The sequence below is a fragment of the Arthrobacter sp. Y3221114 genome (genome assembly GCF_059092625.1).
Genome location: NZ_JBNHHW010000009.1, coordinates 1 through 13,256, shown reverse-complemented (window position 1 = coordinate 13,256; position 13,256 = coordinate 1). Strand labels below are relative to the sequence as shown.

The 13,256-nt window shown below is 67.9% G+C and carries 16 protein-coding genes; all 16 read left to right on the top strand.

From position 1 onward, the window contains the following. Positions 1–71 precede the first annotated feature (71 nt). A complete protein-coding gene (gene fliD, locus AC5RV3_RS16490) occupies positions 72–1,454 on the top strand; it encodes a flagellar filament capping protein FliD (protein ID WP_494123039.1) in 1,383 nt (460 codons plus the stop codon). Further along, positions 1,451–1,897: a flagellar export chaperone FliS gene (fliS, locus tag AC5RV3_RS16485; RefSeq protein ID WP_494012703.1), complete on the top strand. Its 447-nt coding sequence runs from the start codon at positions 1,451–1,453 to the stop codon at positions 1,895–1,897. The genes fliD and fliS overlap by 4 nt, the downstream gene beginning before the upstream one ends. 1 nt (position 1,898) lies before the next feature. Further along, the gene (locus AC5RV3_RS16480) at positions 1,899–2,396 is read left to right on the top strand and encodes a hypothetical protein (RefSeq protein ID WP_494123038.1); all 498 of its coding nucleotides are present in this window, start codon (positions 1,899–1,901) and stop codon (positions 2,394–2,396) included. Between the two features lie 125 nt (positions 2,397–2,521). Further along, the gene (locus AC5RV3_RS16475) at positions 2,522–2,863 is read left to right on the top strand and encodes a flagellar basal body rod protein FlgB (RefSeq protein ID WP_493967254.1); all 342 of its coding nucleotides are present in this window, start codon (positions 2,522–2,524) and stop codon (positions 2,861–2,863) included. Then, positions 2,863–3,255: a flagellar basal body rod protein FlgC gene (locus AC5RV3_RS16470; protein ID WP_494123037.1), complete on the top strand. Its 393-nt coding sequence runs from the start codon at positions 2,863–2,865 to the stop codon at positions 3,253–3,255. The genes AC5RV3_RS16475 and AC5RV3_RS16470 overlap by 1 nt, the downstream gene beginning before the upstream one ends. Continuing rightward, positions 3,255–3,560 carry a flagellar hook-basal body complex protein FliE gene (fliE, locus tag AC5RV3_RS16465; protein WP_494123036.1) on the top strand — a complete coding sequence of 102 codons (306 nt, stop codon included), beginning with the start codon at positions 3,255–3,257 and terminating at the stop codon, positions 3,558–3,560. Before AC5RV3_RS16470 ends, fliE begins: the two co-directional genes overlap by 1 nt. Next, the gene (gene fliF / locus AC5RV3_RS16460; RefSeq protein ID WP_494123035.1) at positions 3,560–5,194 is read left to right on the top strand and encodes a flagellar basal-body MS-ring/collar protein FliF; all 1,635 of its coding nucleotides are present in this window, start codon (positions 3,560–3,562) and stop codon (positions 5,192–5,194) included. The genes fliE and fliF overlap by 1 nt, the downstream gene beginning before the upstream one ends. Then, positions 5,191–6,210: a flagellar motor switch protein FliG gene (gene fliG / locus AC5RV3_RS16455; protein ID WP_494123034.1), complete on the top strand. Its 1,020-nt coding sequence runs from the start codon at positions 5,191–5,193 to the stop codon at positions 6,208–6,210. Before fliF ends, fliG begins: the two co-directional genes overlap by 4 nt. Continuing rightward, positions 6,200–6,856 (top strand): FliH/SctL family protein, encoded by a 657-nt coding sequence (locus AC5RV3_RS16450; RefSeq protein WP_494123033.1) that lies wholly within the window; start codon positions 6,200–6,202, stop codon positions 6,854–6,856. The genes fliG and AC5RV3_RS16450 overlap by 11 nt, the downstream gene beginning before the upstream one ends. Then, positions 6,853–8,181, top strand: coding sequence for a FliI/YscN family ATPase (locus AC5RV3_RS16445; protein WP_494123032.1), 1,329 nt, complete (start codon positions 6,853–6,855; stop codon positions 8,179–8,181). The genes AC5RV3_RS16450 and AC5RV3_RS16445 overlap by 4 nt, the downstream gene beginning before the upstream one ends. A 2-nt stretch (positions 8,182–8,183) precedes the next feature. After that, complete coding sequence (locus AC5RV3_RS16440) at positions 8,184–8,606, top strand: flagellar FliJ family protein (RefSeq protein WP_494123031.1); 423 nt, start codon at positions 8,184–8,186, stop codon at positions 8,604–8,606. Positions 8,607–8,608: 2 nt separating this feature from the next. Continuing rightward, positions 8,609–9,475, top strand: coding sequence for a C40 family peptidase (locus AC5RV3_RS16435; RefSeq protein WP_494123030.1), 867 nt, complete (start codon positions 8,609–8,611; stop codon positions 9,473–9,475). Continuing rightward, positions 9,472–10,932, top strand: coding sequence for a flagellar hook-length control protein FliK (locus AC5RV3_RS16430; RefSeq protein WP_494123029.1), 1,461 nt, complete (start codon positions 9,472–9,474; stop codon positions 10,930–10,932). The genes AC5RV3_RS16435 and AC5RV3_RS16430 overlap by 4 nt, the downstream gene beginning before the upstream one ends. A 13-nt stretch (positions 10,933–10,945) precedes the next feature. After that, positions 10,946–11,482, top strand: coding sequence for a flagellar hook assembly protein FlgD (locus AC5RV3_RS16425; RefSeq protein ID WP_494123028.1), 537 nt, complete (start codon positions 10,946–10,948; stop codon positions 11,480–11,482). A gap of 90 nt (positions 11,483–11,572) precedes the next feature. Next, positions 11,573–12,742, top strand: coding sequence for a flagellar hook protein FlgE (locus tag AC5RV3_RS16420; RefSeq protein WP_494123027.1), 1,170 nt, complete (start codon positions 11,573–11,575; stop codon positions 12,740–12,742). A gap of 209 nt (positions 12,743–12,951) precedes the next feature. Continuing rightward, positions 12,952–13,256: hypothetical protein (locus tag AC5RV3_RS16415; RefSeq protein ID WP_494123026.1), on the top strand; the 305-nt coding region annotated here is incomplete at its 3' end.

Sequence of the window (13,256 nt, the reverse complement as noted above, 5' to 3'; positions counted from 1 at the left end):
GACCTCACACTCTTCGCTGCCGGGCGTCAGCATCTCTTCCAGTAAACAGGCTTCTTTCAGGAGGAACTGGCGTGGCGTTTTCGATTGGCGGCATGGTCAGCGGTTTGGATACCGCAACCATGATTAACCAGCTCATGCAGCTGGAAGCGCGTCCGCAAGCACTCCTGAAAAACAAGGTTTCCAGCACCCAGACGCTGGTCAGCGCACTTCAAGCGCTGAACACGAGGATCTCCGACCTCGGGAAAATTGCCGGGGACACCGGCAAGGCGAACGCGCTAAGTATCTACTCTGCGACAAGCAGCTCTGAGAAGCTCAGTGTCTCCGTGAGCGAAGGCGCCACCGGCGGTTCGATGGATCTGGATATAGTCCAGGTAGCGCAAGCACAGACTTCAGTTTCCGCGCTCAAAAGTGAGTGGCCCGAGGACGCGAATGTCCTGACCATCGCCTTGAAAGATGGACAGGTCGACGTCCCTATCGCGAGCATGACACTTGCTCAAGTAGTGAAGGCGGTGAATGAATCGGGTTCCGGGGTCACGGCCATGAAGGTGGCGGCCGGAAGAAATCCGGATACCGGCGAGGAGCAGTTCCGGCTGCAGTTCTCGGCAACGGACTCCGGCACCGAAAAGACGTTCGGAATAGCTCTCAAACGAGCAGACGGCTCTATCACGGACCTCTTGGCGGAGCCTGGGTCGGCAACAATTCGTGAGGCCAGGGACGCTCAAGTAAAGCTATGGGCCGGAACAGAGGCAGAACAAAACATCTTCTCGTCGTCCAACACGTTCACAAACCTTCTGCCAGGTGTAAACGTCACTTTGGGCGCTAACTCGGTCCTCGGCGATAAGTCAACCATCACGATCACCCGGGACGACGAGGCCGTCAGCGCCAAATCCAAGGCGCTGGTTGACGGCTTGAAGGACCTGTTCGCCTTCATCTCCAAGAACTCCTCCGTGAACGTCTCCACGTCCACCGGGTCAACGACGACCAAGGGCGGGATCTTCACCGGGGACAGCAGCGTCCGTGACATTCAGCAGCGCATGATGACCGCTGCCATTAGTCCGATCGAGGGACGGTCGCCGTCGGAAATCGGCATCAGCGTCACCAAGGACGGCTCGATTGAGTTTGATGCCGACAAGTTCGGCAAGGCGATGAAGGAAGACTCCGCGTGGGTCGAGAAGGTGGTCCAGACGATCGCCGGTCGCGTGGCTACTGCTGCGACGGATGCCTCGGACAAGTACGACGGCGCCATCACCAAGCGAATTCAAGGCCAGGAATCACTGGTACGCAGTCTGAACGACCAGGTAAGCAGCTGGGACACCCGGCTCGCATCACGCCGCTCCACACTCGAACGTACCTGGGCCCAACTTGAAGTAACACTGAACGGCCTGCAGTCGCAGGGGGACTGGCTCAACTCGCAGCTGGCCACCCTGCCCTCATGGGGGAGCACGAAGAAATGACACTGACATACGGGCCGGGCTTCGGTGCCCAAGCCAAGCGCAACCAGTTCCAGCGTGACGCGATCATGTCGGCCACGCCGGCCCGGTTGCTGACCATGCTCTATGACCGGCTGCTGCTGGACCTGAACCGGGCAGAGGCCGCACAGCAGAACCAGCACTGGTCGGTGGCGTCCGAGAACCTGATCCATGCGCAGGCCATCGTGTCCGAGCTGATGTCCTCGCTGAAGACGGACGTGTGGGATGGGGGAGAGGGCCTGAAAGCGCTCTACACCTACACGCTGACCGCAATGATGAACGCGAACATCCACCGCGATGCTGCCCGGACCCGCGAATGCATTGAACTGCTGGAGCCGCTGCGCGAGGCCTGGCACGAGGCCGCCGGGCAGCTCCCGGCACAGCCCGCCCGTGGCGCCGGCCTCGGCGGCGAACTTGGCATCGCCTGACATGCCGGAGGACGAAGTTTCCGCGCTGGAGCGCTGGACAGCCGTGCTGGACCAACTCGAACTGGCTCTCGCCGAGGCGGCCGAGACCCGTGGCCACGCCAGCGGACTCACCGAAACGGCCGACACCGGGAGCCACGCCAGCGGACTCACCGAAACGGCCAACATCGGGAGCCACGCCAGCGGACTCACCGAAACTGCCGGCACCGAAGGCCAGGGCAGCAGCGCGCCAGCCGACGTTGCCGCACCCGGGGACAAGACCGATGAAGCTGCGGTGAGCAGCCCGCGCACCGCCGTCGCGCAGTGGAAGGCCCCGCAGGGGCTGGGACCGATTCCGGACGAGCTGGTGGAGCGGGCCACGAAACTGGCCGCGGCGCAGCAGGAAGTCATTCGTGAATTGCGCGCCGACATGCGACAAAACCGGCAGGAATCGGCGCTCTTGGACGCCGTCCCCACCCCCGGAACATCAGGGCGTTCCGTCTACCTAGACGTAAACGGTTAACCAATCTCAGGATTCACCTAACGCGCTCCCGTCTGCTGCCGATAACTGGATAGTGAGCACGGATCGCTCACCGAACAGGCCATGGATCGGCCGCCCACATGCCAGTAGTAAGACGGGTCTTTGCTGTGTTCGAATCTGTGACGGGGGCTGCCATGCAGAGCGCCCTGGACGGCCTCGCCATGCGCCAGCGTGCCATCGCCAACAACATCGCGAACGTCAATACCCCCGGCTACCATGCACAGCGCGTCCAATTCGAGGATGCACTGGCCAAATCGGTGGCCCGCGGGAACGGCAGCGCCAGCGCCACGATGGAACGCTCGCTGGAGCCCACCCGGTTGGACGGCAGCAACGTCAACCTGGACACCGAGACGCTCTCCAACATTGAAACAGTGCTGCGCTACCAGTTTGCAGCCCGTGCCGCGGAAAGTCCCTTCAGCGGCGTCCGCACGGCGATGAGGACCAACTGATGACTTTCGACGCCATTGGAATCGCCGGCACCGGCCTGACCGTCCACCGCAAGTGGCTGGACGCAGTCTCCGACAACCTTGCCAACGCGAACAACGCCGCCAGCACCGACGGCGCGGCCTTCCAGGCCCGCTACGTGATCGCCCAGGAAGGCCAGGACGTCTCCGGCGTGTACGTGGCCGGGGCCGAATTCGGCGAGGCCGAGGGCCGCATGGTCCATGAGCCCGACCACCCGCTGGCGGACGAGGACGGCTACGTCCGCTACCCGGACATCGACCTGTCCCAGCAGATGGGCAACCTGATCCTGGCCCAGCGCGGCTACCAGGCCAACGCGGCCGTGGTGGACCGGGCGAAGACGACCTACGAGGCCGCCCTCCAGATTGGACGCAACTGATGCCGCTGTCATCCATTCCGCCAATCCAGGGCGTGACCGGCACCGGCTATCTGCCGGCCGCCGAAGCTCCACAGGCCACCGACGGCGTCGGCTTCGCCACCTCCCTGACCGGTGCCATCGACAACCTGCAGCAGCTGCAGTCCACGTCCAATGAGCTGGCCATCCAGGCCGTCACCGGCGACCTGAACGACATCCACAACGCGACCCTGGCCTCCACCCGCGCCGCCGTGACGCTGGAACTCGTGGCCGCCGTCCGGAACAAGGGCGTTGACGCCTTCAACGAGATCATGAGGATGCAGGCCTGATGCCCGGCAAGGTCTCCTCCTGGTTCTCCAAGCTGGGCAAAACCGTCAGCGAGTTCACCGTCGCCCAGCGCACCATCGCGATCATCGGCATCGCCGTCGTCGTGCTCGGCATTGCCGCCCTGACGACGTGGGCGTCCAAGCCCTCCTACACCCCGCTGTTCTCCGGGCTGGCCGCGGCCGACGCCAACACCATCGTGGAGCAGCTGCGCACCGACGGCGTGCCGTACGAATTGACCAACGGCGGCGGGACCATCCTGGTGCCGGAGGAGAACGTCTACGACCAGCGGCTCAAGGCCGCCTCGGCCGGCCTGCCGAGCTCGTCCACCGGCGGCTACTCGCTGCTGGACGACATGGGCGTGACCTCCTCCGAGTTCCAGCAGTCCGTCACCTACAAGCGGGCCCTGGAAGGCGAACTGGCGTCCACCATCGAGGCACTCGACGGCGTCAAGACCGCTTCCGTACGCCTGGCCATCCCGGAGGAGACGGTCTTCGTCGCCGAGAAGGGCGAGGCTACCGCCTCCGTGTTCGTGGACACGGAAAAGACCACCCTGTCCGCCGACCACGTGCAGGCCATCGTCCACCTGACGTCCGCCTCGATCGACGGCATGAAGCCGGAGAACGTCGCCGTCATCGACGCCGCCGGCACCGTGCTCTCCGCCGTGGGCGTGGGCGCCACGGGTTCCGCGGACAAGCAGGCCTCCGACTACGAAGAGCGTGTCCGCGCCTCGGTGCAGAGCATGCTGGACCGCGTGGTCGGGCCCGGAAATTCCTCCGTGGTGGTTGCCGCGGACATGAACTACGAGTCCGCCGAGCGCGTGGAAGAGACGTTCACGACGCCGGACGGCGCACCGGCCCTGAACGAGTCCACGCAGACGGAAGAGTACGAGGGAACCGGCGGGGGAGCGGCCGGCGTGCTGGGCCCGGACAACATCGCCGTACCGGGCGACACGGCCGGCGACGGGACCTTCACCTCCGAGTCGGAGACCAAGAACAACGCGCTGAACAAGGTGACCGAGACCCGCGCGATCCCGGCCGGGGCGATCAATCGCCAGACCGTGTCCGTGGCCTTGGACGCCGACGCCGCCGGTGCCCTGAACGTCGCCAACATCGAGGGCCTGGTGACCACGGCCGCCGGCATCAACGCCGACCGCGGGGACGAGGTCACGGTCGAACTCGTGCCGTTCAACACCGCCGGGGCGCAGGAGGCCGCCGAGGCGCTGGCCGCAGCGCAGGCCGCCGAGGAAGCCGCGCGCCAGGCCGAGCTGATCCGCACCGCCATCATCACCGCCGGCATCATCCTGCTGGTGATCATCGCCCTGCTGGTCTACGCCCGCTGGTCCCGCCGGCAGAACCGCGAGCCGGTGGACCTGGGCGAGCTGCAGGATTTCCAGCCCGAGATTGAGGCCCCCCAGGACCTGCAGCTTCCCGCGAAGCCCATCATCGTTCCGGAACCGATCCCCGTGGTCACCGGCCCGAACACCACCGCGCTGGAGCTCGCCGGCCCGCCGGAGCTGTCTGACGAGCAGAAGGAAATGAACCGCAAGCGGGCGGAAATCGACGCCCTGGCCGCCCAGGAACCGGACAAGACCGCCGACTTCCTGCGCTCCCTGATGGATGACAAGCAGAACGCATGAGCGAGTTACTGACCACGTTGACCGGCACCCAGAAGGTGGCGGTTGTGCTGATGCAGATGGAACAGGCCCGGGCCGCCGAGGTCATGAAGCGCTTCAGCGAGGCCGAGGCCGAGCTGATCACGGCCGAGCTCGTGAGCATGGGCCGGGTGGATCCCGAGGCTGCCGAGGAGGCGTTCAAGGAATTCCACGACATGACGGTCAAGGGCCGGCGCCGGCCCCGCGGCGGCAGGGAGTTCGCCGCCGGGCTGCTGGCCGCCTCCTTCGGCGCGGAAAAGGCCGCCGGCGTGCTCGACCGGCTGGCCACGTCCATGGCCGGGAAACCCTTCGAGTTCCTGGATGACGCCGACCCCAGCCAGCTGATCACGCTGCTGAGCGGCGAGATCCCGCAGACCATCGCGCTGGTGCTCGCGCACGTGCGCCCGGAGCAGGCGTCCGCGGTGATCGCCGGGCTGGAGGATTCGGTGCGGCCGGAGGTAGCGCAGTGCATCGCAACCATGGGAACCGCGACCCCCGAAGCCGTGTCGATTGTGGCGGACACGCTCAAGGTGAGGGCCGGCGCCGTCGTACCCCGTCAACAGGTGGAGGTCGTGGGCGGCGTCCAGCCGCTGGTGGACATCATCAACCGCGCGGATATTGCCACCGAACGCGCGCTGCTGGAAGCGTTGGACGAACGCGACCCGGAGCTGGCGGAGGAAGTCCGCTCCCGGATGCTCACCTTCGAAGACATCACCAAGCTGGAACCGCGCGACGTGCAGCAGGTGCTGCGCGGCATCGAGATCGCGGTGCTCGCGGTGGCCATGAAGGGCGCCAGCGAACCGGTCACCGAGTTGATCCGCAAAAACGTTTCCGAACGCAACCGCGACATCCTCGACGACGAGATCAAGGCCACCGGCCCGCTGCGCATGTCGCAGATCGAAGAGGCGCGGGCGGACATCGTCCGCTCGATCCGCGAGCTCGAGGCCAGCGGCATCATCACGGTGCAGCGCGCAGCGGAGGAGGACGAATATGTCTACTGACGCCGCGTTCTCCAGGGTGAGTTTCCCCGAGCTGAACACCGGGGGCGGGGCCTTCGCCAAGCTGCGCTACACGGAGCTGCGCAGCGACGACTCGCAGGAAAAGGCGCTCGAACAAGCCAGGGTCCGCGGCCATGCCGCCGGATACGCTGCCGGCATGCGCGAAGGCTCCGAACTGATGCGCGAACGCCAGCTGGCGATGGAGCAGGACCACGCCGCCGCAATGGCGGACGCCCGCGCCCGCGTGCAGCAGGCAGTGGCCGCGTTGGGTGCGGCCACCCGTGCCCTGGAAGAACGCGCGGCACCCGTGCTGGCCGCCGCGCAGGACACCCTGGCCGCCGCGGCCATGGAACTGGCTGAAGCCATCCTGGGCCATGAATTGTCCGACGGCGCAGCCTCCGCCCGTTCGGCCCTCACCCGGGCAATGGCCGGGGTGGATGCCTCCCGCGTGCACACCGTCCGGATGAACCCGACCGACCTGACCATGCTGGCGCCGGAAATGCGCGAGCAGGCCGGCGTGGGCTTCAGCCCCGATTCGTCACTCGCGCCGGGGGACGCCGTCACCGAGTTTGCCGACGGCTTTCTGGACGCGCGGATCAGCACCGCGCTGGCCCGCGCCAAGGCTGCGCTGCTGGAGGCCCGGCAGTGACCGCCGTCGCCTGGCGCCCCCGCGCCGACCGGTTCACCGACGCGCTGGCAGCAGCCCGGCCCCAGCGCTATGGGATGGTGTCCTCGGTAGTGGGCCTCGGCGTCGAGATCATTGGGCTTGATTGCGCCATCGGCGACCTGGTGCTCATTGGCGACGGCCAGGGTGTCGAGGCCGAGGTCGTGGCCACCGGCCGGGACAGCATCCGCTGCATGCCGCTGGGCCGGCTCACCGGAATCAATACCGGCACCCCGGCCAAGGCCAAGGGAGCACCGGTGCTGGTGCCCACCGGCAACGGGCTGTTTGGCCGGGTGCTGGACGGGATGGGCCGGCCGATCGACGGCAAGGGGCCGCTGGTTTTCGACTCGCTGGTCCCGCTGGACAACGACACCCCGTCCGCCATGCACCGCGCGCGGATCGACACGCCCCTGCAGCTGGGCGTGCGCGTGCTGGACACGCTCACCACCGTGGGCAAGGGCCAGCGTATGGGCCTGTTTGCCGGCTCCGGCGTGGGCAAGTCCTCGCTGTTGTCCATGATCGCCCGCGGCACCGACGCCGAGGTCTCCGTGATCGCGCTGGTCGGGGAGCGCGGGCGTGAAGTCCGCGAGTTCCTCGAAGACGACCTCGGCGAGGCCGGGTTGGCCCGGTCCATCGTGGTGGTATCCACCTCCGACGAACCGGCCTTGATGCGGCTGCGCGCCGCCTTTACGGCCACCCGGATTGCCGAATCGTTCCGCGACCGCGGGGCGGACGTGATGCTGATGATGGACTCGCTGACCCGCGTGGCGATGGCCCAGCGCGAGATCGGCCTCTCCGTCGGCGAGCCGCCGGCCACCCGCGGCTATCCGCCGTCGACCTTCTCCCTGCTGGCCCGGCTGCTGGAACGCGCCGGCACCGCCGAAACCGGTTCGGTGACCGGGATGTACACGGTGCTGGTGGACGGCGACGACCACAACGAACCGATCGCCGACTCCGCGCGCTCCATCCTGGACGGGCACGTGGTGCTGGACCGCAAGCTGGCCGTCTCCGGGCACTACCCGTCCGTGGACCCGCTCGGCTCGATCTCCCGCGTGGCATCCAAGGTCAACAGCCCGGAGAACTCCCGCGCCGCGGGCGCAGTGCGCAAGGTGCTGGCGGCCCGCAAGGCCGCTCAGGACCTGCTGGACGTGGGCGCTTATCAGCCCGGTTCCAACCCGCTGGTGGACGCGGCCGTGCAGCACGAAGACGACATCAACCTGTTTCTGCAGCAGCGGATGGATGACCAGACGCCTGCCGCGCAGTCGTGGGAGCAACTGAACCGCCTTGCCCGCACCCTTGGAGGTATGTAGAGATGGCACGATCCTTCCCCCTGGCCGGGCTGCTGCGGCTGCGCCAGCTTCAGCAGGACCAGGCCGCCGGAAACCTCGCCGCCGCGAATCACCGTGCCCGCGAGTCCGGCGCCCGGGTGGTGGTTGCCCGCGACGAGTTGGGCGAGATCATGAGCGAAGTTTCCGATGCGGCCACGCTGCACGCCGTGGCCGCCGCCCGCTCCGCCTCGCGCAGCATGCTGGCCGATCTGGAAAACCTGGACCGGGCCCGGCAGAACGAGGCGCAGCAGGCACAGCAGGAGTTCCTCGCCGTGCGCAAGCAGTCCGTCGGCCTGGAGAAGCTCGAGACCCGGCACCTCGCGGCCGAGGCGTTCGAAGAGCTGCGGCGCGAGCAGCTGGTGCTGGACGAGCTGTCCACCGGCGCTCGGGGCGGCGACGGACGATGAGCATGACCGATACCCTCGGGCGGATCCAGCAGATCCAGTCCACGCTGACCCAGCTCGCCCAGCCTCCCGCCGCCGCGGACGCCGCGTCCCGCGCGACCGCGGGCAGCAGCACGGGCGGCACCACGGCAAGCGCGTTTGCCGACGCGCTGACGGCAGCAGCCCAGACCCCCGCGACCGGCGCCGCGTCCGGGACCGCCGCGACCGGGACCGCCGCCGAGCTGATCAAGGCCACGGAGAAGTACGTGGGCCTGCCCTACGTCTGGGGCGGCAACGACGCGTCCGTCGGCCTCGACTGCTCGTCCTTCGTGCAGCACGCCTTCCGCGACATCGGCATCGACCTGCCGCGCGTCACCTGGGACCAGATGAAGGAAGGCACTCCGGTGGCTTCCATGGCCGACGCCAAGCCCGGCGACCTGCTCTTCTCGTTCGACGGCGGCCACGTCTCCATCTACCTGGGCAACGGCAAGGCCATCGACGCCCCGCAGCCCGGCGACACCATTAAGGTCCGCGACGCCTGGGAGAACGACTCCAACCTCACCACCATCCGCCGCATCCTGCCCGAGGAGTCCTCTGTCCAGGCTACCGGCGCCGGCTCGGCTGTCAGCCCCGCCGGGTTGAGCGCCGACCAGCAGACCGCGCTGACCGACCTGATCGCCGCCGCGCAGCTCTCCACGTCCACCGGGTTGACCTCGATGCTCACCGGGCAGAACGGCACGTCCGGCGCGATCACCGCCATGCTCTCCGGCCAGACCGGCAACACCGGACTGGCCTCGATGCTCCCCGGCGGCCAGGGCACCAACGGTGCCGGACAGTTGACCGATCTGCTGGCCACCGCCCAGGCGGCCATGGCGAAGGGACGCACCGCATGAGCCTGCCCGTGAACTCCCTGCCCGTCACCCCGGCGGCCTCCGCCCGTTCCGGCGGGCCGTCCGCCCCGCGCTCCTCTTCTCCCCGTTTCGATGCCGCCATGCAGGATGCGCTGCAGCAAGGTTCCGTGGCTTCCGCCAAGCGCTCCAAGCACGACGGCGCTCCCTCCGCCGGGGGCACAACGACTCACGCGGGCGCCGCCGGGGCAGCCGGAGCCGCACGGAACGACACCGCCCGGGGTGCAGCATCGCTGCAGGGCACCGGCACGGCCGAGTCCGCCGCCGGTCCTTCCCGCGACGCTGCAGCGACTGATCCGGCAGCGGCAGTTGCTGGTCTCGGCGGCGTTCCGTCAACCTGGCCGCTCGCTGCCGGCCAGGGCCTCACCGCCGGCGATGCGACCAGCGCCGGAACTGCGATCGCCGAAGAAGGTGGCGAGCCAGGCCGGTCCCCGGTGCCAGATGGCGCCGCGACCGGAAGCCAGCAGGCCGCCGGAGCGGGCACTGCAATGGGCACCGGCATTACCGGCGGCTGGCCCGCCTCGGCCACCGGTGCCGCAGGCGGCGCCGGAGCATCCGCGGGGACCCTTAGCCCGGTTGGCCTGGCCGCCCCCCGCGCTGGAGCAGCCGCAACCTTGGCTGATGCCGCGGCCACCCCCGCGACCGGAGCCGGCGTCGCGCCGGCGGCCGCGACAGGCGACGCAGCGCAGAACCAGGCGGCGGGCCCACTCGCGCCAGCGGTTCCCACCCAGCCCGCAGCCCAGGCAACCGTTCCCACGCAGCCGCCCAGCGGCGTCGTGCTCCCCGCCCAACCAGCGCCGGGCGCTCCGGCCCAAGGCGGAGCCGCAGCGGCGCCGGCCGCGGCAGCCGCGGCCAGCGCGGTGCGCGGCGAGACCGAGCAGCTGCAGCAGGGCATTCAGGTACCGGTCGCCGCACAGCCGGTCCCGGTGTCCCAGCCCGCGGCCGCCGCTCCCGCCACAGCGCCCGCTCCCGTCCCGCCGCACCAGCAGTTGCCGTTCACCGCCCAGGTGGCACGCCCGCTCTTTACGCTCGCGCAGGCCAAGCCCGGCGAGCACGTGATGACCATCAGCGTGACGCCGGACAACCTGGGCCCGGTCACCATCCGCGCCCACGTGACGGGGGAGGGCGTCCGCGTGGAGCTCTTCGCGCCGAACGACGCCGGCCGCGACGCCTTGCGCGCCGTCATGGCCGACCTGAAGCGCGATCTTGCCGCCACCGGCCTGAACGCCAACCTGGACCTGTCCAACCAGAACCGCCCGAACGATGCGCGCCCCGGCATGCAGTTCGGTCCCGACGGCCGGCCCTCCGGCGGCCCGCAGGGACAGGAAGGCCGCCCCGGCGCAGCCACCGGAACCGCCGCCGATGCGGCCCCGGACACCACCGACCCATCCGCCCTGAGACGTCCCTACGGGATTTCGACCAGCCTCGACGTGCTGGCCTGAGACAAGGAGAACCATGCCCACCGACTCCGTCCCACCCGTTGGCTCAGTCGCCCCGACGTACACCACCCCGCCGGTCCGAGCACCGAAACAGACCATGGACGGCGAGATGTTCATGCACCTGCTGGTCACCCAGTTGCAGAACCAGGACCCCAGCTCGCCGATGGACACCAACCAGATGATCTCCCAGTCCACGCAGCTGGCCATGATGGAAAGCATCGCCACCATGACAACCACCAGCGAGGAGAACTTCTCCCTGCAGATGCGCGGCGTAGCCGCGGCGCTGGTGGGCCGCGAGGTCAGCTACTACGGCGCGGACGGATCCCTGGTCACAGGCACCGCCACCTCTGTGTCCTATGCCGGCCCGGTCCCGCAGGTGATCGTGGACGGCCGGGAGATCCCGCTGGATCTGGTTGCCGGCATTACCGCCGCCGGCACGCCAAGGGAGTCGGGTCCGGGTGAAGCGACTAACGACGTCGGTGCCTCCGCGGGCGATCCTGCCGCCAACGCCGCAGCCGGCGCCACCGGTACCACCGGGGGTGCCGCCGCCTAAGATGCTGCCCCCTAAGCCGGCTTGTGCCGCCACCGAAATTTCCCAATCACTGAATTACCCGTCCGTTCCACGATCCGAAAGGCGCTGATCATGCTCCGCTCGCTCTACTCCGGAATCTCCGGACTCCGCTCCCACCAGACCATGCTTGATGTCACCGGCAACAACATCGCCAACGTCAACACCACCGGCTTCAAGGCCTCCTCCGTCCAGTTCCAGGACACCCTGTCCCAGATGACCCAGGGCGCAGGCGGCCCGCAGGCCCAGGCTGGCGGCACCAACCCGGCACAGGTGGGCCTCGGTGTGCAGGTGGCCGGCATCTCCACCAACTTCACCCAGGGCTCCTCGCAGGCCACGGGCAAGGCCACCGACATGATGATCTCCGGCGACGGCTTCTTCGTCACCACCAAGGGCGGCGAGCAGCTTTACACCCGCGCCGGCGCCTTCGAACTCGATTCCATGGGGCGCCTCGTCTCCCCGGACGGGGCCATCTTGCAGGGCTGGATGGCCACCGGTGGAGCGGTAACCACGGGAGGTCCGGTCACCGCGATTGACCTCTCCCCGGACGCCATCTCACCAGCCAAGCAGACGACCGCAGCGGTGATGGCTGGCAACTTGCCCTCCGACGCTGCCGACAGGACCGAGCTGTTCCGCGACGTGGAGGTCTTTTCCGAAGACGGCACGAAGAGTACTTTGCAGCTGAAGTTCACCAAGGTAGTCGCTTCATCGGACTGGACTGTGACCGACGGGACTGCCACCGCGACCCTTAGCTTCGGAGCGGATGGCAAGCCCACGGCGGCTTCAGCTACCTCGTTGGCAGGCGGTATCCCGGTCAATCTGGCCACCATCACCGGTTACGCCGGACTGAGCACGGTGGCCTTCGACAGCCAGAACGGCCATGGGGCGGGTTCCTTGGAGTCCTTCACTATGTCTCCCAATGGGACACTGATGGGTTCGTTCAGCAACGGGACGCAGGCCGTCGTTGCCCAGGTCGCCTTGGCGAACTTCACTAATTCGGGGGGCCTCGAAAAGGCTGGCTCGTCGTCGTACCGTGTTACGGCCAACTCCGGCCAGGTCGAGCTGGGTACCGCCGGCACTGGTGGCCTTGGAACGTTGGCCGGTGGCTCGCTGGAAATGTCCAACGTGGACCTGTCCCAGGAGTTCACCAACCTGATCGTTGCGCAGCGCGGCTTCCAGGCCAACGCCCGCATCATCACCACATCCGATGAAGTGCTGCAGGAACTGACCAACCTGAAGCGCTAAACCGAAGGGTTATAACCATCAGTGAAGTGCAGCTGCCCGACCGTTCGCGGGCAGCTGCAGCGGCCGCCTGCACCGTTCACAGGCGGCCGCTTTTTCATTGCCAGTGGTTTCAAACCACGGTTTACGAGTTGTTTGAGTGGCGTGGCACTACTCCTACACAATGGCGCCTTTCGATGGCTATCGAATGTGTGTACGAATAAAATTGTGGTATGGCTCTTGCACCGTTGGACCGCACCGGGGAGATGGGAACATCCCTGGCCCAGGCGTTTGTCCTGCTGCAGGATGTCGCTGACCGCTTTCCCGCCGAGTCGGCATCTTTGTGCACCCGGGACCTGGCCAATACGGTAGCGGCGGTCGAGGACGTTTCGAAGCTGGTGGAGTTCCTGCAGGCCGCCGGCGCCCAGGCCGTGGAGCGGGCGGACATCGCCGCCAACGGGGAACACGCGACGGCGCCCAGACCCGGACCCGGCGCCGGCACAGGCGCCGATGCCGGAGCCTGTGCCGGGGCGGGGGA

Coding starts and splice junctions, on each gene's coding strand:
- fliF (WP_494123035.1), top strand. CDS start 3,560: ATGCCCGGCAAGGTCTCCTCCTGGTTCTCCAAGCTGGGCAAAACCGTC.
- fliE (WP_494123036.1), top strand. CDS start 3,255: ATGCCGCTGTCATCCATTCCGCCAATCCAGGGCGTGACCGGCACCGGC.
- AC5RV3_RS16420 (WP_494123027.1), top strand. CDS start 11,573: ATGCTCCGCTCGCTCTACTCCGGAATCTCCGGACTCCGCTCCCACCAG.
- fliG (WP_494123034.1), top strand. CDS start 5,191: ATGAGCGAGTTACTGACCACGTTGACCGGCACCCAGAAGGTGGCGGTT.
- fliS (WP_494012703.1), top strand. CDS start 1,451: ATGACACTGACATACGGGCCGGGCTTCGGTGCCCAAGCCAAGCGCAAC.
- AC5RV3_RS16425 (WP_494123028.1), top strand. CDS start 10,946: ATGCCCACCGACTCCGTCCCACCCGTTGGCTCAGTCGCCCCGACGTAC.
- AC5RV3_RS16470 (WP_494123037.1), top strand. CDS start 2,863: ATGACTTTCGACGCCATTGGAATCGCCGGCACCGGCCTGACCGTCCAC.
- AC5RV3_RS16480 (WP_494123038.1), top strand. CDS start 1,899: ATGCCGGAGGACGAAGTTTCCGCGCTGGAGCGCTGGACAGCCGTGCTG.
- AC5RV3_RS16440 (WP_494123031.1), top strand. CDS start 8,184: ATGGCACGATCCTTCCCCCTGGCCGGGCTGCTGCGGCTGCGCCAGCTT.
- AC5RV3_RS16450 (WP_494123033.1), top strand. CDS start 6,200: ATGTCTACTGACGCCGCGTTCTCCAGGGTGAGTTTCCCCGAGCTGAAC.
- AC5RV3_RS16435 (WP_494123030.1), top strand. CDS start 8,609: ATGACCGATACCCTCGGGCGGATCCAGCAGATCCAGTCCACGCTGACC.
- AC5RV3_RS16430 (WP_494123029.1), top strand. CDS start 9,472: ATGAGCCTGCCCGTGAACTCCCTGCCCGTCACCCCGGCGGCCTCCGCC.